The organism is Kordiimonas sp., from assembly GCF_048260245.1.
Classification (GTDB): domain Bacteria; phylum Pseudomonadota; class Alphaproteobacteria; order Sphingomonadales; family Kordiimonadaceae; genus Kordiimonas.
The window spans coordinates 11,909-33,154 of the sequence record NZ_JBLXGZ010000036.1; the positions used below are offsets into that span (position 1 = coordinate 11,909).

Below are 21,246 nucleotides of genomic sequence, written 5' to 3' on the forward strand. Positions count from 1 at the left end.
GTCCCTTGACAAGACCAGCGCGTTAGGCTCCTCTCCGCGCTGGAAACGAAAGCAAAAGCACACAGTCGATGAATATTCAGACGACTTTGAAAGCAAGCATGGGGGTTGGGGCAGTCTTGCTCCTGACACTATACTATGGGCTTGAGAAAGGCCTCGACGGATTATCGTACCTCTTTGTCATTGGTATCATATTGTCGTTCGCTGTGGCAGTCATGCTAGTCCGCGACCTATTCACATACCCTGAACATGCGCGCGCCCTGACCAAGCCCATGATCGACCCTGACAATTTGCCAGAAGCCGTTCTTATTTCGGATTTAAATGGCCATATCAAAGTGATCAATCAGGCAGCCGATCGCCTCTTGTGCCCGCAGGGTCGAGCGGATCACATCAAAGCGCTGTTTAGCGAGTGGCACTCACAGCTTGGAGAGAGTGCACAGGCCGAGCAAGTAGTCGACGCTGTACTGTCCTCACCGGATATCCAGTTCTCTGAATTACTCACTCTCTCTGATGGGCGGGTATTCGAACGTGTCACCCGGCCAATGGTCCGGCACGGTGAACGGCTCTGGGTACTACGAGACATCAGTCATATGCAGGCCGCCGATAGCGACGGTGAGATGCACCGCACCATGGTGGAGGCCGATGCAGCAAGAACTGTGGAGCTTGCCGAACAGCTATATCTCGCTAAATCTGAGCTCGAGGCGAAACAGGCGGAATTAACGCGGCTCGCGAACACAGATTCCCTTACCGGACTGCTGAACCGGCGCCGTTTCAACGCGCTCGGCGAAACAACCGTTACAAACATCCAACCAGATACCGAGGTATGGGTTCTGATGTTGGATATCGACCATTTCAAACGCATTAATGACACCTACGGCCATGCTGCGGGCGATGCCGTCATCCGGGATTTTGCTGAAATCATAGGGTCTACCGTCAACGCCACTGTTGGCAAGGACAGTTTTATCGGCCGCATGGGGGGTGAAGAATTTGCCGCCACCCTGCCCAGCGTGACAGGGCCTGAAGCCTTGGCCTTGGCGGAAACTATTCGTAGTGCCACCGAGGCACACCAAACGGTATGTGGCGAGGAAACCATCCATTTCACCACAAGCGTCGGCCTGGGCCGCTGGCAACGCGGCGAGACAACCATTGAGCCCGCGCTTGACCGTGCGGACCAGGCGCTCTACCGCGCCAAGAAAGCCGGGCGAAATCAGGTGCTCGGGTTTACGTATGAAGCCGCTTAGGAAAACGCCGATGAACAAACGCGCACCAACGTTTCATTATATAAGATGGGGCAAAGCGGGTTCTATGCCCCTGCGGAGATATTTCCCTTTTAAAATCATAATGTTGTGGCTGACCTTCAGCAGCGCGGCTGTTGCCCACAATGTTTTTACAACATTTACGACGATTGAATGGAATTCTGGCGATAAATCAATCGAAATGGTAATGCAGACGCATGCGCACGAACTTGAAGCCCTTCTGTCGCTCAATATAGGAAAACGGCTGACATTCCTTGATGATGGAGACTATGCCCGGCTGGAAGAGGCTGTGAAACCGGCCGTTGACAAAATGGTGGCGCTGGAGGTGGATGGTCAGCTTGTCGACATCACCTATCTGGGCATGGAACTGCAAGGCCAGACTGTATTCCTCTATATGGAGACCAAATGGGTGACCGCCCCAAAAAAAATCACCTTTATGAACGCCATGTTCCTTGACGAATTGCCGGGTCAAAACAATTCGGTCATGGCCACGGTGGGCGGTATCCGCCGCGCCGGTGAAATTGTGGCAGACTCAGGTCCAGTCACAATGGAGTTTTAGCCTGTTTTCACCACTTGCTTGCCACATTCATGGCCGTTAATATCAGCCAAGATCAACAAGAGATATCCCATGCTGAAGAATATAAAAATATCCGCCACGGCCTGTAGCGCCATTGTCCTTGTTCTAGCGTACGTTGCCTCCCCGGCATCAGCGGCTGAGGACATTATGCAGGTCGCTCATGACAGTGCCCGCATCGCAGGCGGTGCACGCTATTGCAAAGCCGATGAAGAACTGATTGACGAGTATATCGGCAAAAGCGAAGGGAAAATTGCGGCATTGGCGAAAGACGAGTACGAAAAAGTCGTCGCTTCTCTGGAGTTCAAGAACATCCTCACCGCCATGAGCGCAAAAGAGCCTGAAGGAGGGTGCCGTGCCTTCCTGCCTTCGTTCGATAAAATCGTTAAAGACGAACGCTAGCTATAATTTCCCGCCAAATGCGACCAGTCGTTGGCGCCCCGCGATAAGAATGCGCGCTGGGCATTGACATGCTATCGTCAGACGGTTGAAACTTGCCGACTGAGATAACCTGCTTGGCGCCTTGAGATAAACTCGGGCGCGCTCGAAGCTCAGGTTTCATATAACAGGAGAACGTGGGTGGTAGACCTCGAAAAAAAATTCCGACTTCTTCTAGCTGGCGTTGCGTTAGGAGCGCTCACCACAGTAACACCTGTAAGTGCAGAAGATGAAAAACCAGCTAAACCAGCCCAGCAGGTTAAACAGGACGAGACCGAAGAAAGTACCGAAGAGGACACCGCCGAGGAAGCGGAGGAAGTGAAGCCTGAGAAGGCGAGCAAAAAGAAAAAAGAAAAAACGCTTGAAGATATAGTTGAAGAGCAGAAGGTGCTCGACGGTCTGTTCAAGCTCTATCAGGACCCGGACAAAGGCAGCCTGATGATGGAGGTTCGAGCTGACCAGCTCGACAAAGAGTTCATCTATTTCTCCCATACCGCTGACGGTGTGGTCGAGGGTGGTCATTTCCGGGGCCAATATCGGCGCCAGAAGGTTTTCAAGATCCAAAAACACTTCGACCAGATCGAGTTTATTGAAGTAAACCCGTATTTCTATTTCGATCCCGAAAGTGCGCTTTCCCGGGCATCGGGCGCAAATATCAGCCCTGCGTCAATTGCGGTCAGCAAAATCAAGGCAACGTCTGAGGATGGTAACCGATACCTGATCAACGCGGACGGCCTTTTTAAGGGAGAGACATTCGATCAGGTAAAACCAAGCGGCGACCCACGGCAAAAACCATGGGAGACATTCAAGCTCGGTAAACTTTCAGGGGCAAAAACCCGCATTGACGAAGTTCACAACTATCCTGAGAACACGGCTGTCACTGTCGATTATGTTTATACGAACCCCTCGCCCCTTAATCACGGTAACTGGTTTGATATCACCGATGCGCGCAATGTAACGGTAAAGGTTCGTCATACCTTGCTTGCCATGCCGGAGAATGACTTCCAGCCCCGTTTTGACGATGCCCGTGTTGGCTATTTCCTTGACTATGTCAACGACATGACCAGTCGAGAAGCCACACCATGGCGCGACATGATCAACCGCTGGAATCTGGTCAAGAAAGACCCCGAGGCCGACGTTTCGGACCCTGTGCAACCCATTGTCTGGTGGATAGAAAACACCACCCCTGTTGATCTGCGTCCCACCATAAAAAAAGCAGTCGAAGCTTGGAATATTGCCTTTGAGGCGGCCGGATTCAGCAACGCTGTCCAAGTCAAGGAACAACCTGAAGACGCAGACTGGGACGCCGGCGATATTCGCTATAATGTGCTGCGCTGGACTTCCAGCCCTCAGCCCCCCTTTGGTGGCTACGGACCCAGCTTTACCAACCCTCGCACAGGGCAAATACTGGGTGCTGATATCATGCTGGAATATTCGTTTCTGACCAACCGCATGAACGCCAGCAAAGTTTTTGAAAGCGCGGCGCTTACGCATGATGAGGAAACGGACGATGAAACCTCCTCCTTCATGCAGCGCCTGCGAAGCCATGAACAGGCCTGTGCGATGGCAGGCCATCTACAACTCAATAATATGGTTGGCAAAACACTGAATACAGTGCTGAGCTCCGGGCCAAAAGCCAGCGAAAAACTGGTTGAAGAATCGATATACTATCTGATGCTACACGAAGTGGGGCACACACTGGGCCTCAACCACAACATGAAGGCAACACAGGCCCGCGCTTATCAGGAAGCCTATGACATCGATAGACAGAAGGACGGGCTTGCCGGCTCCGTAATGGATTACCCCAGCATTAACTTTGCCCCGCCGGGTGAAGACCAGGCGCATTATTATACCGTTCGCCCGGGGCCTTACGATATCTGGGCAATTCAGTTTGGTTATGACCCCGACCTGCAAGACCCTGCAAAGCGGGCAGCACATCTGGCACGCTCTACCGAAAAGGCCCTTGCCTTTGGAAATGACGCTGATGACATGCGTGCCCCTGGTAAGGGCATCGACCCTCGCGTCAATATCTATGACATGACCGATGACGCCGTACAGTTTGCCGAAGACAGGCTCAAGCTTGACCGCGACGCGCTGAGCAAGCTCAAGTCCAAATTTTCAAATCCGGGAGAAAGCTACCAGGAACTTAGAAACGCCTACCTTATCCTGACCGGGGACATGGCGTGGCAGGGCCGCGTCGTGTCGCGGTATGTTGGTGGCGTGTATGTTGACCGCGCCGTACAGGGGCAGAGAGGTGCCAGCGCACCGTACCGCCCCGTGCCGGAAAGCAAGCAAAGACAAGCGATGAAACTGCTCCGCGATTATATTTTTGCGCCGGATGCTTTTGCTGCTGACCCCGCGTTGCTTCAAGCGCTTGCGATTCAGCGGCGCGGATTCTTCCATTTTGCCGGTACAGAAGACCCAAAAATTCATGGAAGGGCTGCCAGCATCCAGGCTGACGTTCTGTCTCACCTGCTGCATCCAAGTACGCTGATGCGCGTCACTGACAGTGCGCTCTATGGCAACACGTACAGCCTCACCGAGATGATGTCTGATTTGACCAGCGCGGTATTCCAGGCCGACAGCCGCGGAGCGGTCAACAGCTTCCGGCAGGAACTGCAGGTGATGTATGTAACGACACTGACAAACATTCTAACCAGCAATGACTATGACTATATCGCGCGGTCCAATGCTTTTGCCAACCTGAAGGAACTCAGGGGCGCCATGGCGCGTTGGCGCGGTGACGCCGCAACCCGCGCACACCGGGATCACATTGCCTACCTGATCGACAAGGCGCTGGAGGTTCACTCAGACTGACGAGAGGAATAAAGATATAAAACAGCGGCGCCCGGCCGCTGTTTTTCTTTTCGCCATCTCTACCTCACGTAACTCGCGCCATTGATGTCAAATGTGGCGCCCGTGGCATGATCACATGACCCGGAGAGCAAAAAGGCTACCATGTTGGCGATATTTTCAGGCGGTGCTGCTGCGCCCATGGGGATTTCTTCCAGCATCCATTCGTTGCCTGGCTCATATGCAACGGCAGCCATATCCGTCTTCACCCACCCCGGCGCTATCAAAAAAGCATAGATGCCCTCGCGGGCGTAGGCTCTGGCAATTGAGCGCATCAATGACACCACTGCGCCCTTGCTGGCAGCATAATGCATGAAAGCGGGCCCGTCCCCGCGAAAAGCTGCCCTGCTCGCGATCGTCACGATGCGACCGCCCTGCCTGACTGAATAATGACCGATAGCCGACCGACACAAGTCTGCGACAGCCTGTACGTTGACCGCCATCACTTGGGCCCAGTCGCTCGCCCATGTGTCGTCGTCGCTTTCAAGCGGGGTTTCAGGCATCACGCCAGCATTGTTTACGAGGCCGGACACATGTCCTTTAAAGCCGATGGCTTGTTGCCACAGCGCTTTTGCTGCACCAGCCTGACCAAGATCGCACTGCAACGCTTCAAGCCTGCCTCGACCAAACTCGGTCTGCAAACTTTCCAGTTCACCCGGGGCGCTAGCATATGTTCCGACAACCGCTGCACCGGCTTGCAAAAGTGTACGTGTTGTGGCGGCACCGATACCGCGCGATGCCCCCGTGACCAGAATAGTTTCATTTTCAAGATTAATCATACTGCCGCTCCCGATGTTTACAGCAGTATAGTCAGCCGATTTGAAATTGCCACGACGCAGCATTAGCGTGCAGAACTCAGTGCGTGTTAATCCACTCGCGAGCCTGCCGCTGCGCTTCGGCTATATCAAACCTGGTCATATCCTGTGCCACTTCACAGCGGTCTACCGCGGCGCGACGGAGGCCACGAATAGCCGCCAGATTAAACCATTTATGCGCCTGCACATAATCCTTGTCGACACCGTGTCCCGTGGAATAAAGCAAGCCAAGGTCATAAAAGGCTTCCGGCGCACCGGCCTCAGCCTTCGCCAGGCGATCAGCGACGTAGCCGTATAGGTCCCTGTCCTTCTGTCCCATGTTGATACTCCGTCCTCTGGAGATGCTTGAAAACAAGCGTACTCCCCTCGTTTTACAGCTCAGGCCACAAAACCGAAACAACACCCTAAACGGAACGGACTATTATAAGGCGGCTTCTTTGAGCGCGCTTGGGAACCTTGAATATAGCAAAAAAAACACCGGGCGGAAACCAATCAAATCACTGCATACTGGGTGGCTTGATGTTCTATGCTTCGCTCCACAGGGAAAACTATCTTCGCCCGGGTTCCAACACCCACACGGCTATCAAGGGAAAAAGTGCCCCCGTGAGCATCTACAAAAGCCTTCACCAGTGGCAAACCCAGGCCTGTACCGTCATGTCGGCGCGACAAGCCGCTATCTGCCTGTACAAAGGGCTGCATAACGCGCTTGATAACGTCCGCTGTCATGCCTGGTCCACAGTCTTCAACTGTAAACTCAATGCCCCCATCAACATTAAGATTATCCGACACCCGGATAATTGAGTTTTCGGGAGAAAACTTGATCGCGTTCGAGATGAGGTTGATCAGAACCTGCTTCACCACCTGAATATCTGCATGCAGGTCATAGTGATGAGCAGCTGCGCTATACTCCAGAACGATCCCACGCGCTTTTGCCATACCTTCCATCATGCGAATGACTTGGCCGGAGAGTTCCCTGGGTGCTTCATAGTCTTCTCTAAGTACAAAGGCACTGGCCTCAAGTTTGGATAGATCAAGAATTGAATTTATCATACCCAGCAGATGGGCACCGCTATCTCTGATGTCACTGATATACCCGCGATGGTTTCGTATATCGCGCCCACGGACATCCTCAGACATGATAAACTCGGCAAAGCCGATTATCGCGTTCAGTGGCGTTCTCAGTTCATGGCTCATGTTCGCCAGAAACTGAGTGCGTGCGCGGGTCGCGGCTTCAGCCTCCATGCGAGCGATATCTAGATCTTTCATCCGACGCTCGGCCCGCTCCATATTAACCTTGAGCAATGTATAAGCCGTACCGATTCCAACATATACACCGTCCTCGACAACTATAAAGCCGGCCTGAAGCGAGTCCTTGTTTTCGCCAATCAGCGCTTTGTTCAACTGATCAAGCGCAACATTATTTTCAATGATGAGTGGGCTTGGGTCCATCAATTCAGCAACTGGCCGCTTTTCGTATAGAGGACGACCATAGCGATCAGCCAACCGTATCAGAAAATCGATCCGCTTGAGCAACCCAACAGGTTTATCGCCGGTAACCACAGGAATAGCCACTAGATCTGTGTCAGTATTAAAGCGCTCATAAACCTCGCTACACGTTGCATGAGGCGGAACGGGAGGGATCGGCATCGAAATGATGTAAGGTACATTCATACAGTCTCTTCCTAACTTATCGGTCAAGATGCAGCGGAACCATTACGCAAACATGACAATCGAGCACTCATTCAAAAAAACAGCACCAGTGTCGCGCAACAAATAGACTCTATGACGTTCATCACTAATTCAGCCAGAGCTTGGTACACTTCCTCTGACGCGTAAATGCCATTAAACCGCCGCTTTCACGGCGCATGAAAAGATGCAGAGACACGAGTGAGGAACAGCGAAATGATTCAAACTGAAAAATATAAAATTCTGGCGATTGCTTTGCCGCTCACCATGCTGACCGCCGCATGTAGCCAGAACATGTCGCCCCACGCCTATGACAGCCACGCTGTCGGTGAAGCAAGACGAGTAGAGCGCGGTGTTATCGACAGCTACCGTTGGGTTGAGATACGCGGAGACAGCAGTGTAGGTACCGCTGTAGGCGTTGGCGTTGGTGCCGCCGCCGGGTCCACCGTTGGTAACAGCGGCGCTGAAAATGTCATTGGTGCAATCGGGGGCGCTTTGCTCGGCGGGTTGTTAGGTAACAGCATCGACAAATCAGCCAGCAAAAAGAGTGGATTTGAGTATTTGATCCGTACCGAAAGCGGCGCACTTATCTCAATCGTTCAGCAAGACCGGCACCCCTTTGCTGAGGGCACGCCGGTGATGGTGGTTTTCTCGCGCGATCGCAACCGTGTCATTCTTGACCACAGCGCGTATGAAGACAACCGGGGAAAAGAAAATGATCGTTACCGCGACGTACCGCCAGTCAAAACCTTTGGCGAAGAAGACGTAATTGACCCTGAAGGGACTTAAACGCAAGAAAGTTAGTTTACCTATCAAATCAAAAAGGCGGCATAAAGCCGCCTTTTTATTCAGAATTTTCTAATCTTCGATTTTCCTAGTTTTCGTATTCCACGACCCAGCGACGGCAGACATAATTACCTGCATTGACATCATACTCGATACATTTACGTATCTCTTTTCCTGGGGGGCTGTATGCCCCATTATCATACTCCCGTATTGTGGGATCATCTCCGTAATAATCGGCAGTATAGCGATAGCCACTGCTGACTGTACGACTGTTGCTTCTGGCGATCGAGTTACCAAGAGTGGCACCAAGGAGGGAACCTACCACAACGCCGGCTGTACGGTTGCGGCCTCCGTCAATCTCAGAGCCAAGTATACCCCCCACAACACCACCAAGGATGGTTCCTACGACTTCGTTTGCCTGATTTGATCCAAAGGATGAGGCATAATAGCTGGGCTCGCTATAGTGATACGAAGCACTATAGCCATGATCCAATCCCGGGCAGTAACCACCATAGTGATAATGACTGTGATGCATATGCCAGGACCAATGGGACCGGGCATGCCAATAGCCGGAATAGAATGGCCAGTCGCTATAGGTATAGTGACCATAATAATGCGGGCGTCCCCAGTATCCATAGGGGTTCGTTCCGATTCCGATATAAATACGGGTGTTACTCCGCCGGTGCCCACGATAATAATAGTCGCGCCGATCATTGCGGCTGCGGCTGTGGTGTCCATCCCTGCTGCGGTGATTATTGTCACGGCTACGATGATCATTACGACCCCGGCGATCATGATTGTCATTCACATGACGACCGCGGTCCTTTACATCGCGCCCGTTGCTGCGTCGGGCATCACTATTCGCCGAATACACCGACTTGGTTCGCACCTTTTTATCTAACCTAAAAGTGCTCATACCATGCACATCCCTGCGATCAGCAGCCTTGGGTTTGTCAATTGTAGGTGTACGCTGTATCCGCCTACTCTGCACCTGACGGATATCTTGCCTGCGCTCTGGTACAGCTTGTGTCCGCGCAGACTGTTTTACCGCACGATCTTGTCTCGCTGGGGTGTAGGCTTTACGGCCGTGATATTCTTGTGCAGCCCTCTGTCGCCCGGGAACCGAGGAAACATCACGCCGGTCTGTCTGCGGAATTCCCTGTCGGGATAAGCGGTTGCCGTCACGAGCCTGCGATGCTCTGGCTTGCGCAAGGCGTGAACCCTGCGCAGCAGAAGGAGCCTCCTGACGCACGCGCTCGCGCCTGTCATCCTTTTTGTCTGCCAAAGATGCTGTGCTTGGCACAATCAACATCGCCGTAGTGAGGAGCAGCAGAGATTTTCTCATCATGGTAACCTCCGTTATTGTTGCAGAAAGCCTAACGGGTCGAAACTGAACAATGCATGAACCTGATATATGGTAGTTGCTGCAGGAAGATAGTCCACCAAACCGCAAAGGGCATCTATTTGCCCCGACCGAACCAATGAGCCTTCATGGGCAAAGGATGTGCTGGGTTGTAATAGATATCGTCACCGCGGCGCCATGCGTCAGTGCGACGCCGTGCTTCTTCCTCATTTGGCTTCATCCCGACACCGCCAAGTGCCAGCCCGGCCCCAAGAAGGCCGAAAGCCGCCGTTTCAGACTTGCTGCCAATTTCATCGCCAATGAGCGCGCCAACTACACCACCAAGGCCAACGTCCAGCAAGCTGATGCCGTCGCCTGATGTCTCATACTGCTGTTTTGTCGTGAACGGCGCAGGCACATGATCCCGATCTGCAACCGTTGGCCAAGCGGAAAAAAGCATACAGCCACCGCCTTCACAAAGATCGCGTGCCTCTATAAAAGCCGTACTCACTTGCTCATTCTCCGCCGCAACTGACGGCTGCAACAGGGCAACAGCCACTCCGGCAATCACAAGTCGAGGTAAATGTCGCACGGCTCTCTCCTTTACCCACTTCTCACTATACCACGGAAGGGGCAAAATTGCGGCATTACCCCCACATAAAAAAGCCCGCGATTAGCGGGCTTTTCTTTTATCGTGATTAAAGAGGCACTTAGCCGTCCAGTTTCGGCTTTAAAAGCTGGTTTACAAGGCCCGGGTTGGCTTTGCCCCCCGTCGCCTTCATCACCTGGCCTACAAAGAAGCCGATCAGCTTGTCCTTGCCCGCACGGTACTGTTCAAGCTGGCCAGGATTGGCGGCAATAACCTCGTCGATGATCTTCTCAATCTCACCAGTGTCGGAGACCTGCTTGAGGCCCTTTTCTTCCACGATGGCGCCCGCATCCTTGCCGGTGTCGAACATGATCTCAAAGACATCCTTGGCGATCCGGCCAGAGATGGTGCCATCTTCTACAAGGGCGAGAAGCTCTGCGCCTTGCTCTGCAGAAACCGGACTAGCAGTCACTGACTTGCCCGCCTTGTTAAGCGCACCGAACAGTTCACCTGTCACCCAGTTTGACGCTTTGGCGGCTACATCCTTGATATTCTTGCCGCATTTGTTGGCAAGCGCCGCGATCAGGTCTTCGAAATAGTCGCACGACTCTTTCTCTGCCACCAATACACTGGCGTTATAATCAGGCAGGCCAAGGTCCTCAACGAAGCGTGCCTTTTTCTCGTCCGGCAATTCCGGCAGGCTTTGGCGTGCCGCATCAATGAATGCGTCATCAAATTCAACAGGCAAGAGGTCGGGGTCCGGGAAGTAGCGATAATCATGCGCTTCTTCCTTGGAGCGCATCGACCGGGTCTCGCCCTTGCCCGGGTCAAACAGCCGCGTTTCCTGATCGATTTTGCCGCCGGCTTCGATAATGTCCACCTGACGCTGTGCCTCATACTCAATCGCCTGACGGACAAAACGGATCGAGTTCACATTCTTGATTTCACAGCGCGTACCTAACGGTTCCCCGGCACGGCGGACGGAAACGTTCACATCTGCGCGCATGCTGCCCTGCTCCATATTCCCATCACAGCTACCGATGTAGCGCAGGATCGTGCGCAGTTTGGTGAGGTATGCACTGGCCTCTTCCGGGCTTGTCATATCGGGCTTGGAGACAATCTCCATCAGCGCAACGCCGGAGCGGTTGAGGTCGACATAAGTATATTGTGGGTGCTGGTCGTGCATCGACTTGCCCGCATCCTGCTCAAGGTGGATACGCTCGATACCAACGTCTTTGCTTCTGCCGTCACCGAGGTCCAGCGTGATCGTGCCTTCCCCCACAATCGGGTGTTTGAACTGGCTGATCTGATAGCCCTGCGGCAGGTCGGCATAAAAATAGTTCTTGCGGTCAAAGACCGAAAACTTGTTGATCTCTGCCCCCAGCGCAAGGCCGGTGCGTACCGCCTGACGGATACATTCCGCATTGATGGTCGGCAGCATGCCGGGCATCGCCGCGTCCACAAGGCTGACCTGCGCATTTGGCTCCGCGCCAAACTCGGTCGAGGCGCCTGAGAACAACTTGGCGTTCGAGATAACCTGCGCGTGCACCTCAAGCCCGATGACAACTTCAAAATCGCCTGTGGCGCCCTGAATAAGAAACTTGCTCATGACGCTTACCTCCACCACTCTTCAGGGGTCGCCTTGAAGGCCGCAGCCTCCTCCAGCACACCGGATACTTTCAACACGGTTTCTTCGTCCCAGGCTTTGCCCAGCACCTGCAAGCCAAGCGGCAGGCCGTTGCTGTCAAGTCCCGCCGGAACGCTGGACCCCGGAATACCAGCGAGTGACGCGGGCACCGTGAACACATCGTTCAGGTACATCGCGATCGGGTCGTTTGACTTTTCACCAAAGGCAAAAGCCGCGCTTGGGGCGGTTGGGGTCAAGATGGCGTCAACACTTGCGAAGGCACGCTTAAAATCATCGGCGATCAATTGGCGTACTTTCTGCGCCTTTAGATAATAAGCGTCGTAGTAACCTGCCGACAGTACATAGGTGCCGATCATAATGCGGCGTTTGACTTCGTCGCCGAAGCCAGCCGCACGTGTCGCTTCATACATATCCACAAGGCCACCGCCTTCAACCTGCTCGCGCAGGCCATAGCGCACACCATCATAGCGCGCGAGGTTCGAGGAAGCCTCGGCAGGCGCGACAATATAATAGGTTGGCAGCGCGTATTTGGTGTGCGGCAGGTTGATATCGACAACCTCGGCCCCCGCAGCTTTAACCCATTCAATTCCCTGATGCCAAAGGGCCTCAATCTCGCCCGGCATACCGGCAAGATGATATTCCTGCGGGATACCAATTTTCATGCCGCGGATATCACCCGTAAGCGCCGCTTCAAAGTTCGGCACCGGGATATCAACGCTGGTGCTGTCCTTGGCGTCAAAACCAGCAATACTCTCAAGCATGATCGCGCCGTCGCGCACACTGCGGGTAATAGTACCAGCCTGATCGAGGCTTGAGGCAAAAGCCACCATACCGTACCGGCTGCAACGGCCATAGGTTGGCTTGATACCGAAGGTGCCGGTAAAGGCCGCCGGCTGGCGGATTGAACCGCCAGTATCCGACGCAGTGGCCCCCATTGCGCAGTAGCCCGCGACCGACGCCACCGAACCACCCGATGAGCCGCCCGGTACAAAATCATTATTGGAGCCCTTAGCCCGCCACGGGTTTTTTACGGGTCCGTAATAACTGGTCTCGTTCGACGAGCCCATGGCAAATTCATCCATATTGAGCTTGCCGAGCATTACAGCGCCGTCGTCCCATAGGTTTTTGGATACCGTGCTTTCATATTCGGGTTTGAAGCCGTCAAGGATGTGCGAACACGCCTGGGTGTGTACACCCTTGGTGGCGAACAGGTCCTTGATGCCCACCGGAATACCGGTCATGCCCTTGCCTTCGCCTGCCTTGAGCTTGGCGTCCGCACGGTCAGCCATCTCAAGCGCCATCTCTGGTGTTTTGGCGACATAGGCGTTCAGGCCTTCCGCGGCGTCGACCGCAGCAATATGCGCTTCGGTAAGCTCGCGGGCGGTCAGGTCACCTTTTTTGAGAAGGTCTCTTGCTTCCGCAATCGACAGTTTGGTCAAATCACTCATCACACCCGCTCCTACTCAATCACTTTTGGTACGGCGAAAAAGCCATATTCGCCGCGAGGCGCGTTCTTGAGAACGCTTTCCTGCTTGTCACCGTCGGTGATCTTGTCCTCGCGCCAGCGAAGCTTCACATCCACCACGCTGGACATCGGCTGAATATTGTCGGTGTTGACTTCGTCAAGCTGCTCGACCCAGCCGAGAATGTTATTAAGCTCACCCGCAAGTGGTTCCAGCTTGTCATCTTCAATTTTAATACGTGCGAGCCGGGCAATTTTGGCCACTGTCGCCTTGTCAATGTTCGACATGAAAATTCCCTATGGACTGTCAGGAAAAACCGTTGAATTCAGCGCGGAACTTAGCGCCTGAACACGCAGACGGCAAGCGGGAATGCACCCGCCCGTGGAGTTTTAGTGCTGCATAGACTGCCGGAGTGGCTCGATCTGCCCATACGCAAAAAAACTACTAATTGAAAAGCCGTCATTTGAGAGCGGTAAATAAAGCATTGTCAGCTTCACATGCGGCGGTGGCCCTGAACGTTCGTCACTTTTGCCAACAACAGCGCATTTATGTTCCGCCGCATAGTTCAAAGATGCAATTACACGGTCCGCTATTTCAGGCTTGTGGACCTGACGAACACATTTACCGGTCACATTATTGTATGCAGCAGCCGCAGACGAACCATGGAGCGTGACCCGCGAATCCATAATGGTCCCGGATGATGACCAGACCGGCTCCATGAGGGCTACCCACGGTAAGTAGTCTTTCAAATCGGACGGAGAAATATCGTCGCGACAGTTGAAGGTGCGACCATTCCGCTTTTCTTTAAGATAATTCAGTAGATACTGAAACTTCTCGTTCAGATTTCTATCGTCCTCGGCCAGACTCAGCCCATAGCGCCCCTGACCATACCCCTCCTTGTCACCAATACCGTCAATTTCTGTCGCAAAAGATGAAATATTCGCCTCCCGATCGCGGATAAGTAGGGAAGTATTCCACTGAATTCACCACCCCAAGGAAAAATACTCTTCAATCAACGATGCGTCCACACCTATTGAGTTCGATTGAGATTCGCTTTGAAAGGAAAGTTTCTTCTTGCTATCCGCTATCGGACGGAGCCAAATCTGGGACATGGATAAGCACCTCAAGACAACCGGTAAAACAACGCTGCAAATTCGTCCAGCCAGACCATCAGATGCAAAGGCACTCGCTTCCTACGCCAAACGTACCTTAGCGAGCGCGGAACACCTGATAACCAAGCCTCAGGAATACCGCTACAGTCCGCTCAGACAGCGATTTGCGGTCGCTCGCAAATGCGCCTGCCCAGATGAAACCCACTTCATTGCGATTACCCGAGATGGTATAATAGGCTCTATCGAATGTTGGACCGACCACCGCAGCCGCGTGAGACACAGTACGACCTTTACCATGTCGGTGCATGAGGCTTACCGAGGCACCGGGGTTGGCAAGAAACTTCTTTTGCATTTCATCAATTGGGTGCAAAACCATCCCAGACTGGAACGCATCGAGCTTCATGTACACGCAGACAATGCCGCAGCTTTGGCGCTCTATCAATCGGTGGGCTTCACCCTTGAGGGAACCCGTGCGTGCGCTATACGATATGAGGATGGTCGCGTGATTGATGATCACATCATGGCTTTATGGCCCTAGAAAACATGAAGCACCCTGCGTCGGTGCCCCAAGGAGAAGACAAAAATGGCCAAACACAAGACAGCACCTGCGGCAAAATTCCTGCTGGCCATAGCAGCGATCATTGTGTTGATCCTGATTGCAGGCATAGTTTTCACAAGCAACCAGCCCACGATGATGCGCTGGGCATTTGTACCCAGCCATGAGATCGCGACCGAGGACTTCGGTAAGGCACCGAACTACGCATCAGAAAACAGCTGGGCCGCACGACCAGGCTTATCGTCCAATGCCCTATCGCTTCCTGACGGAGTTATGCAAACCGCGATGGTGCCAGAGGCTGATGTCTTTTATATTCATCCGACGACTTACCTTGCCAAAGAACGCTGGAACGCACCTCTTGAAGGCGACGATGCTGCGGTAGGCAGGCGCAAAAATTTTGCGCTTCGCTATCAGGCAAGTTCTTTCAACCTTGCTGGACAGGTCTACGCGCCCAAATACCGTCAAGCGGCGTTTGGCGCTTTTTTTGATGAAAGCGGACAAGGTGTACAGGCCATCATGCGCGCCCATGCTGACGTTTTGGCGGCCTTCGACCACTATATTTCGCAAGACAACAAAGGTCGCCCCTTTATTCTTGCGGGGCACAGTCAGGGCTCGCTGCACGCCTTGTTATTATTGGCCGAACGGATCGCACCGAACCCGGACCTGGAGGCACATATGATCGCAGCTTATATCATCGGGTGGCCCGTCAGCCTGGAAGGTGATTTGGGCGCACTCGGCGGGATTGGCCCCTGTGAGGGTCCGCGCGACACCGGTTGCGTCATATCGTTTCAGAGCTTTGCCAAGGATGGTGATCCATCTGCTGTTCTTGAGGCATTTGCAAAAACACCCGGCCTGAATGGCAAACCACGTGCCGGAACCACCATGCTTTGTACCAATCCATTGACATGGCATGTCGGCGGCAAAGCGCCACGCACAGCCAACCAAGGCGGGATGGAGCTTATCGCAAACACCGGCACCATGTCCGCGCCTATCCCTGAGCTTTCAGGGGCACGCTGTGGCAAACGCGGTATTCTATACCTCAATGAACCGCCGCAAGGCAGTTGGAAGGAGTTCGTAATGACAGGCGAAAACTATCACGCTTACGATTACAACCTATTTTATATGAACATTCGATCCAACGCGGCAAACCGTGCGTCCGCATGGCTGGAGGCCCACCGGTGAGCACTGTTTTCAACATATCGGAGCTCAAAGCCCAGTTGCCCCGGGGGAAGCGTCTATTGGGCTTGGATATCGGCTCCAAGACTATTGGGCTGGCGCTCTCCGACACCACCCTGACTATCGCCACACCGATGGAGACTATAAAGAGAAAGAAGTTCAAAGAAGATGTGGCTCACCTTCTCGCCATAGTCACGCAACAGGGCGTAGGAGGATATGTTTTGGGTTGGCCGGTTAATATGGACGGCAGCGAAGGGCCACGCTGTCAAAGCACTAGGGCGTTTTCAGACAACTTGGCAAAGGTCAGCGGCTTGCCTCAACTATTCTGGGATGAACGATTATCTACCGCAGCTGTAGAACGCACACTGATAGAAGCTGACCGCAGCCGCGCACGGCGAAAAGAACTCGTCGACAAAATGGCCGCCGGCTATATTTTACAGGGGGCCCTTCATGCGCTTTGACCCGCACCTGGACGCAGAGTCCGGCCCCAATATCGATCATCTGCTCAGGGCCAACTTCCCGACCGAGTTTGAAGCAAATCTTGTCGACATACTACGGAAATCCAGGCGCATGTGCGCAGAGCACGGGCTTTGGGACAAAGGCGCATTAGTTGGCTATGTCGGCTATTCTCCAGTACGGATCGAAGGCATGGATACCAAGCGGCAAATCTGGGGATTGGGGCCAATGGTCATCGACGCAGGGCATCAACGGCAAGGCCATGGGAAACATTTTCTTGAAGAGAGTCTTGATTACATTGAAGTCGATGCCGTCGTTCTGCTCGGGCATGTCGAGTTTTATTCCCGGCAAGGCTTTAGGCCCGCCATAGAGTTCGGCCTCCGGTATGGGGAAGATGACACCCGTGAAAGCGCCTTTTTTGCAATGGAATGCTGGAAGGGCGCGCTTGAGGGACATAGCGGTCGCGTGCTCTATGAAGATGTTTTTTACCGGGAATAAGCTAATGGCAAAAAAATCTGCTAAAATCCCCATGCCCGGAAAACCCGTTAAATCATCCCGCACCGGCCGCCCCATCATGGCCGCCCTTGATCTTCTGGGACGACGATGGGCACTGCGCATACTTTGGGAGCTTCGCGCCGGGCCTGTCGGATTTCGTGACCTTCAAGCCAGATGTGAGAATATGTCGCCGAGTGTATTATCAACCCGTTTATTTGAACTGAATGCAGCGCAAGTCGTGACAGCGACGGACGACAGACGCTGGACCTTAACCGGCCAGGGACGGAAGTTACTCAAAGCGCTGGCCCCCCTCAACAAATGGTCTGAAAGCTGGAACACCTCGCTTCAGGGCTAATATATGGTCACACCCCCTGAGACCTGCCACTTGATTTCTGATCTATCAATGCTACTTTTTTAGAAGCAATAATAGATGGAGACCACAATGCCTGCCCCCGTCGTCACTCCCCTCGAACCGCCTTACACACCTGATATTGAAGCGATGCTGAAAAAATGGATGCCGCCCGGTGCCCACATGGCGCCCCTGGCTCTTTTTCGCAGTCTGGCAAAAAACGAACAGCTCATGGCAGCCATGCGGCCACTTGGCTCATATTTCCTTGGCAGCCACTCGCCACTGAGCATACGCTTACGCGAGCTCTTGATACTGCGTTCATGTCTCCTGTCAAATTGCGAGTATGAATGGGGAGTCCATGCCACAGCTTTTGCCGCAGCAGCGCAGTTAACAAGCAAGGATGTTGACGCATTAAGCAAGGGGAGTTGGGACGATATCCGCTGGACCCCCGCAGAACAAATGGCGCTCAAAGCCTGTGATCAACTCATCGCGACGGCAAACATGGATGCGGATACCCGGTTAAACTTGCGTACTTATTATAATGAGGCGGAAATTCTTGCCATCATCGCACTGATTTCCTGGTACAGACTGATCTCCTGTCTTGCCAATACCGTGTGTGGCCCGCTTGAGCCGTGGGCGGCGCGTTTCCCAGCAACAACATGACAATGGTTGTGAAATCACACTGTCACCGTTATGGATAAGCTCTTGCAGCACGGCATGATTGCCCCTATAAGGCCAGCTTGATGAGCACACACACGACCGGATCGGCATCTTACCCGCGCGCGGAAGTTTCTCCGCCCTCGGGCCACCTTTTCCCTCACAAACACCTTCTCGGCACTTGGGCGCTTGACCCTACCTCTATCAAGTTCCTGCTTGATACAGCGGATGGTTACGCAGAGCAAAACCGGCGGGCGAAAAAGTCCACGAGCCAGTGTGAAGGGCTAACACAAATCAACCTCTTCTTTGAGAACTCAACGCGCACATTGATGAGTTTCGAGATTGCAGGTAAGCGCCTCGGCATGGATGTGACGTCCATGTCGACAGGTACAAGCTCCATCAAGAAAGGGGAAACCCTTCTCGATACGGCCGCGACGCTGAACGCAATGCACCCTGATGTTTTGGTCATGCGGCATGCCGATAGCGGCGCGGTTAAACTACTTTCGGAAAAGATGGAGTGCGCGGTCATCAACGCTGGTGATGGTCGTTCAGAACATCCCACACAGGCGCTTCTGGATGCCCTGACAATCCGTCGGAGAAAAGGCAGGCTACACGGCCAGACCATTGTGATTTCCGGAGATGTAGCCCATAGCCGGGTCGCTCGTTCGAATATCTACCTGTTGAATGCCATGGGAGCGCGGGTTCGCCTTGTCGCCCCACCAACCTTGCTGCCGAAGGACGTGGACCGACTGGGTGTGGAGGTCTGCCACCGTATGGAAGAAGGGCTGGAGGGTGCTGATGTAGTGATGATGTTACGCCTACAGCAGGAGCGCATGCAAGGCGCATTCCTGCCGTCGTTGCGAGAATATTACCAGTTTTGGGGCCTCACCCACGAAAAGTTAAAGTATGCCAAGCCTGATGTACTGGTCATGCATCCCGGCCCCATGAACCGAGGTGTGGAGATCGCTTCAGACGTCGCGGATGACCTCGACCGGTCCGCCATTGAAGAACAGGTAGAAATGGGTGTTGCCGTCCGCATGGCTTGCCTTGATATCCTGACCCAAGGCCTGAGAGATGACAACACAGGTGGGGGAGCCTCAGAATGATAACAGCATATATAAATGCCCGTATTATCGATCCCTGCACAGGATACGACGGCAACGGCACCTTGGTCACCGAGGGTCAAACCATTGCGGCCTTCGGGCCAAATGTTAAAGCGCCGGCAGACGCTGCAATCGTTGACTGTCATGGCCGAGTTCTTTGCCCGGGGTTCATCGATATGCGCGCCCACCGCGTAGATGCAGAATCTGCCCTCAAAGGCGGGATCACCACAGTTATTCTCCAGCCGGACCAAACCACCATCATCGACACAGACGCAGTGGTTGAACGCATTCGCCGGCGCTCGGAAGACAGCGAAACCGTGCATGTCTTTCCAATGGGCACAGCGACCAGAGGCATGCAAGGCAGCCAGATCGCCGAGATTGGCCAGATGTTACAGTCTGGAGCCGTTGGCTTTACCGATTGTCGCACGCCGGTTTCTGATAGTCAGGTCATGCGCCGTTTGCTGGAATATGCAAACCATTTTGGTGCTCTTATCGTGCAGTTTGCCGAAGACAAAAGTCTTTCCTGTGGTGCTGTGGCGCATGAGGGCGAAATATCCACGCGTCTGGGCTTGACAGGCGTGCCCGCTGCGGCCGAGGTCATACAGATCGAACGCGACGCAAGGCTGGCTGAACTCACGGGTGCCCGCATCCATTTTGCGCTGATATCCAGCAGGGACGGCGTCGAAGCGATCCGCGCCGCGAAGAAGCGAGGTATCAAGGTTACATGCTCAACAGCACCACATTACCTGCACTTGAATGACAATGCTCTTGAAGGGTATCGCACCTTTGCCAAAGTCAGGCCTCCGCTACGTTCCGAGGAAGATCGGCTGGCTCTGGTCGCGGGCCTCGCGGATGGTACCATTGATACAGTGGTGTCAGACCATGACCCCAAAAGCGCTGACGTGAAACGCCTGCCGTTCAGTCAAGCGGCTGAAGGCCTTGTTGGCTTTGAAACCTTACTGCCCTTAACGCTTGCGCCCGTGCATTCAGGCCACATCGAATTGATGACACTGCTGCGCGCGCTTACGAGCAAGCCAGCTGAACTGCTTGGCCTGCCCTCGGGTCGGCTTGACCAAGGCGCCCCCGCCGATTTGGTTATATTTGATCCGGATAAACCATGGCGAATAGCGCAGGATGACTTACTATCGAGCGCAAAAAATATGCCGTTTGACACCCTGCCCGTTCAAGGGCAGGTTTGGCAGACAATTGTGGCAGGCAAAGCTTTATATAGCGCTGCCTGATGATTTCAGCGATGCGCATGACTTGCGCAGGGAAGGTCGCACATGAGCTTTTCACTTGAAATGGCCACAGTATTGCTACTGAGCTATCTACTGGGTGCAATTCCCTTTGGTCTGCTTTTCACACGGCTGGCAGGCGTTGGTGACATTCGCGAGATCGGCTCTGGCAATATTGGCGCGACGAACGTACTGCGGACAGGTCGTAAGGACCTTGCGCTGGCAACCCTACTGCTTGATGCTGGCAAGGGAGCCATCGCCGTGTTAGTCACCCGCTATTACGTCGCTCCTGAGCTTGCCCCCTTGGCGGGTGCTGCGGCTTTTATCGGACATTGCTTTCCGGTTTATCTGGGTTTCAAAGGTGGTAAAGGCGTAGCCACATTTCTGGGCACCCTTTTTGCCGTCTCGTGGCTACTTGGGTTGGCAACCGCCTTGATATGGCTCCTTGCAGCGCTAGCGTTTCGCATCTCTTCCCTGTCGGCCCTTGTGGCAGCACTGCTGGCGCCAGTTATCAGCTTCTACCTGATTAATGAGATTGACTGGCTCCCCATAGCGTTCATGACCCTCGTCATTTTCATAAGACACCGGGACAATATATCACGGATACTCAATGGTACTGAGCCGAAGATCGGCAGTAAAAAGCAATAAACCGCGCGGTGT

General features: G+C 53.7%; 22 protein-coding genes. 14 read left to right on the plus strand and 8 right to left on the minus strand.

Annotation, left to right across the window (positions count from 1 at the left end):
* The first annotated feature begins 68 nt into the window (after positions 1-68).
* From ACN0VM_RS15100 to ACN0VM_RS15115, 4 genes are all read left to right on the plus strand, one after another.
* Positions 69-1,238, plus strand: a complete 1,170-nt coding sequence (locus ACN0VM_RS15100) for a diguanylate cyclase (RefSeq protein ID WP_417451729.1) — start codon at positions 69-71, stop codon at positions 1,236-1,238.
* A gap of 100 nt (positions 1,239-1,338) precedes the next feature.
* A complete protein-coding gene (locus ACN0VM_RS15105) occupies positions 1,339-1,812 on the plus strand; it encodes a DUF6702 family protein (protein ID WP_417451730.1) in 474 nt (157 codons plus the stop codon).
* Between the two features lie 69 nt (positions 1,813-1,881).
* The gene (locus ACN0VM_RS15110; RefSeq protein WP_417451731.1) at positions 1,882-2,229 is read left to right on the plus strand and encodes a hypothetical protein; all 348 of its coding nucleotides are present in this window, start codon (positions 1,882-1,884) and stop codon (positions 2,227-2,229) included.
* A 177-nt stretch (positions 2,230-2,406) separates the two neighbouring features.
* Positions 2,407-5,082 (plus strand): zinc-dependent metalloprotease, encoded by a 2,676-nt coding sequence (locus tag ACN0VM_RS15115; protein ID WP_417451732.1) that lies wholly within the window; start codon positions 2,407-2,409, stop codon positions 5,080-5,082.
* A gap of 59 nt (positions 5,083-5,141) precedes the next feature.
* On the opposite strand, the gene ACN0VM_RS15120 is transcribed toward ACN0VM_RS15115, so the two are convergent.
* The 3 genes from ACN0VM_RS15120 to ACN0VM_RS15130 all read right to left on the minus strand — a co-directional run bounded on the left by ACN0VM_RS15120 (position 5,142) and on the right by ACN0VM_RS15130 (position 7,604).
* A complete protein-coding gene (locus tag ACN0VM_RS15120) occupies positions 5,142-5,897 on the minus strand; it encodes an SDR family NAD(P)-dependent oxidoreductase (protein ID WP_417451733.1) in 756 nt (251 codons plus the stop codon).
* Between the two features lie 76 nt (positions 5,898-5,973).
* Complete coding sequence (locus tag ACN0VM_RS15125) at positions 5,974-6,252, minus strand: hypothetical protein (protein WP_417451734.1); 279 nt, start codon at positions 6,250-6,252, stop codon at positions 5,974-5,976.
* 173 nt (positions 6,253-6,425) lie between these two features.
* Positions 6,426-7,604, minus strand: a complete 1,179-nt coding sequence (locus tag ACN0VM_RS15130) for a sensor histidine kinase (protein ID WP_417451735.1) — start codon at positions 7,602-7,604, stop codon at positions 6,426-6,428.
* 231 nt (positions 7,605-7,835) lie between these two features.
* Between ACN0VM_RS15130 and ACN0VM_RS15135 the strand changes: the two genes are divergently transcribed.
* Positions 7,836-8,408, plus strand: a complete 573-nt coding sequence (locus ACN0VM_RS15135) for a glycine zipper domain-containing protein (RefSeq protein WP_417451736.1) — start codon at positions 7,836-7,838, stop codon at positions 8,406-8,408.
* An 85-nt stretch (positions 8,409-8,493) separates the two neighbouring features.
* On the opposite strand, the gene ACN0VM_RS15140 is transcribed toward ACN0VM_RS15135, so the two are convergent.
* The 5 genes from ACN0VM_RS15140 to gatC all read right to left on the minus strand — a co-directional run bounded on the left by ACN0VM_RS15140 (position 8,494) and on the right by gatC (position 13,734).
* Positions 8,494-9,753, minus strand: coding sequence for a glycine zipper 2TM domain-containing protein (locus ACN0VM_RS15140; protein ID WP_417451737.1), 1,260 nt, complete (start codon positions 9,751-9,753; stop codon positions 8,494-8,496).
* A gap of 112 nt (positions 9,754-9,865) precedes the next feature.
* On the minus strand, positions 9,866-10,339 hold the full coding sequence (locus ACN0VM_RS15145) for a hypothetical protein (RefSeq protein ID WP_417451738.1): 474 nt from the start codon (positions 10,337-10,339) through the stop codon (positions 9,866-9,868).
* Between the two features lie 118 nt (positions 10,340-10,457).
* Positions 10,458-11,945 carry an Asp-tRNA(Asn)/Glu-tRNA(Gln) amidotransferase subunit GatB gene (gene gatB, locus ACN0VM_RS15150; protein ID WP_417451739.1) on the minus strand — a complete coding sequence of 496 codons (1,488 nt, stop codon included), beginning with the start codon at positions 11,943-11,945 and terminating at the stop codon, positions 10,458-10,460.
* Positions 11,946-11,950: 5 nt separating this feature from the next.
* Positions 11,951-13,432 carry an Asp-tRNA(Asn)/Glu-tRNA(Gln) amidotransferase subunit GatA gene (gatA, locus tag ACN0VM_RS15155; protein WP_417451740.1) on the minus strand — a complete coding sequence of 494 codons (1,482 nt, stop codon included), beginning with the start codon at positions 13,430-13,432 and terminating at the stop codon, positions 11,951-11,953.
* Positions 13,433-13,443: 11 nt separating this feature from the next.
* Positions 13,444-13,734, minus strand: coding sequence for an Asp-tRNA(Asn)/Glu-tRNA(Gln) amidotransferase subunit GatC (gatC, locus tag ACN0VM_RS15160; RefSeq protein ID WP_417451741.1), 291 nt, complete (start codon positions 13,732-13,734; stop codon positions 13,444-13,446).
* A gap of 823 nt (positions 13,735-14,557) precedes the next feature.
* On the opposite strand from gatC, the gene ACN0VM_RS15165 reads away from it, so the two are divergent.
* The 9 genes from ACN0VM_RS15165 to plsY all read left to right on the plus strand — a co-directional run bounded on the left by ACN0VM_RS15165 (position 14,558) and on the right by plsY (position 21,234).
* The gene (locus ACN0VM_RS15165; protein WP_417451742.1) at positions 14,558-15,097 is read left to right on the plus strand and encodes a GNAT family N-acetyltransferase; all 540 of its coding nucleotides are present in this window, start codon (positions 14,558-14,560) and stop codon (positions 15,095-15,097) included.
* A 45-nt stretch (positions 15,098-15,142) separates the two neighbouring features.
* Positions 15,143-16,297, plus strand: coding sequence for a DUF3089 domain-containing protein (locus tag ACN0VM_RS15170; protein ID WP_417451743.1), 1,155 nt, complete (start codon positions 15,143-15,145; stop codon positions 16,295-16,297).
* Entirely contained in the window at positions 16,276-16,752 is a 477-nt protein-coding gene (gene ruvX, locus ACN0VM_RS15175; RefSeq protein ID WP_417451744.1) for a Holliday junction resolvase RuvX, read from the plus strand. The genes ACN0VM_RS15170 and ruvX overlap by 22 nt, the downstream gene beginning before the upstream one ends.
* Complete coding sequence (locus ACN0VM_RS15180) at positions 16,742-17,245, plus strand: GNAT family N-acetyltransferase (protein ID WP_417451746.1); 504 nt, start codon at positions 16,742-16,744, stop codon at positions 17,243-17,245. Before ruvX ends, ACN0VM_RS15180 begins: the two co-directional genes overlap by 11 nt.
* A gap of 4 nt (positions 17,246-17,249) precedes the next feature.
* On the plus strand, positions 17,250-17,597 hold the full coding sequence (locus ACN0VM_RS15185; protein ID WP_417451747.1) for a winged helix-turn-helix transcriptional regulator: 348 nt from the start codon (positions 17,250-17,252) through the stop codon (positions 17,595-17,597).
* Between the two features lie 87 nt (positions 17,598-17,684).
* Positions 17,685-18,254 carry a carboxymuconolactone decarboxylase family protein gene (locus ACN0VM_RS15190; RefSeq protein ID WP_417451748.1) on the plus strand — a complete coding sequence of 190 codons (570 nt, stop codon included), beginning with the start codon at positions 17,685-17,687 and terminating at the stop codon, positions 18,252-18,254.
* 80 nt (positions 18,255-18,334) lie between these two features.
* Positions 18,335-19,354 carry an aspartate carbamoyltransferase catalytic subunit gene (locus ACN0VM_RS15195; protein WP_417451749.1) on the plus strand — a complete coding sequence of 340 codons (1,020 nt, stop codon included), beginning with the start codon at positions 18,335-18,337 and terminating at the stop codon, positions 19,352-19,354.
* On the plus strand, positions 19,351-20,592 hold the full coding sequence (gene pyrC / locus ACN0VM_RS15200) for a dihydroorotase (RefSeq protein WP_417451750.1): 1,242 nt from the start codon (positions 19,351-19,353) through the stop codon (positions 20,590-20,592). The genes ACN0VM_RS15195 and pyrC overlap by 4 nt, the downstream gene beginning before the upstream one ends.
* A 42-nt stretch (positions 20,593-20,634) precedes the next feature.
* A complete protein-coding gene (plsY, locus tag ACN0VM_RS15205; protein ID WP_417451751.1) occupies positions 20,635-21,234 on the plus strand; it encodes a glycerol-3-phosphate 1-O-acyltransferase PlsY in 600 nt (199 codons plus the stop codon).
* The last annotated feature ends 12 nt before the right edge of the window (positions 21,235-21,246 follow it).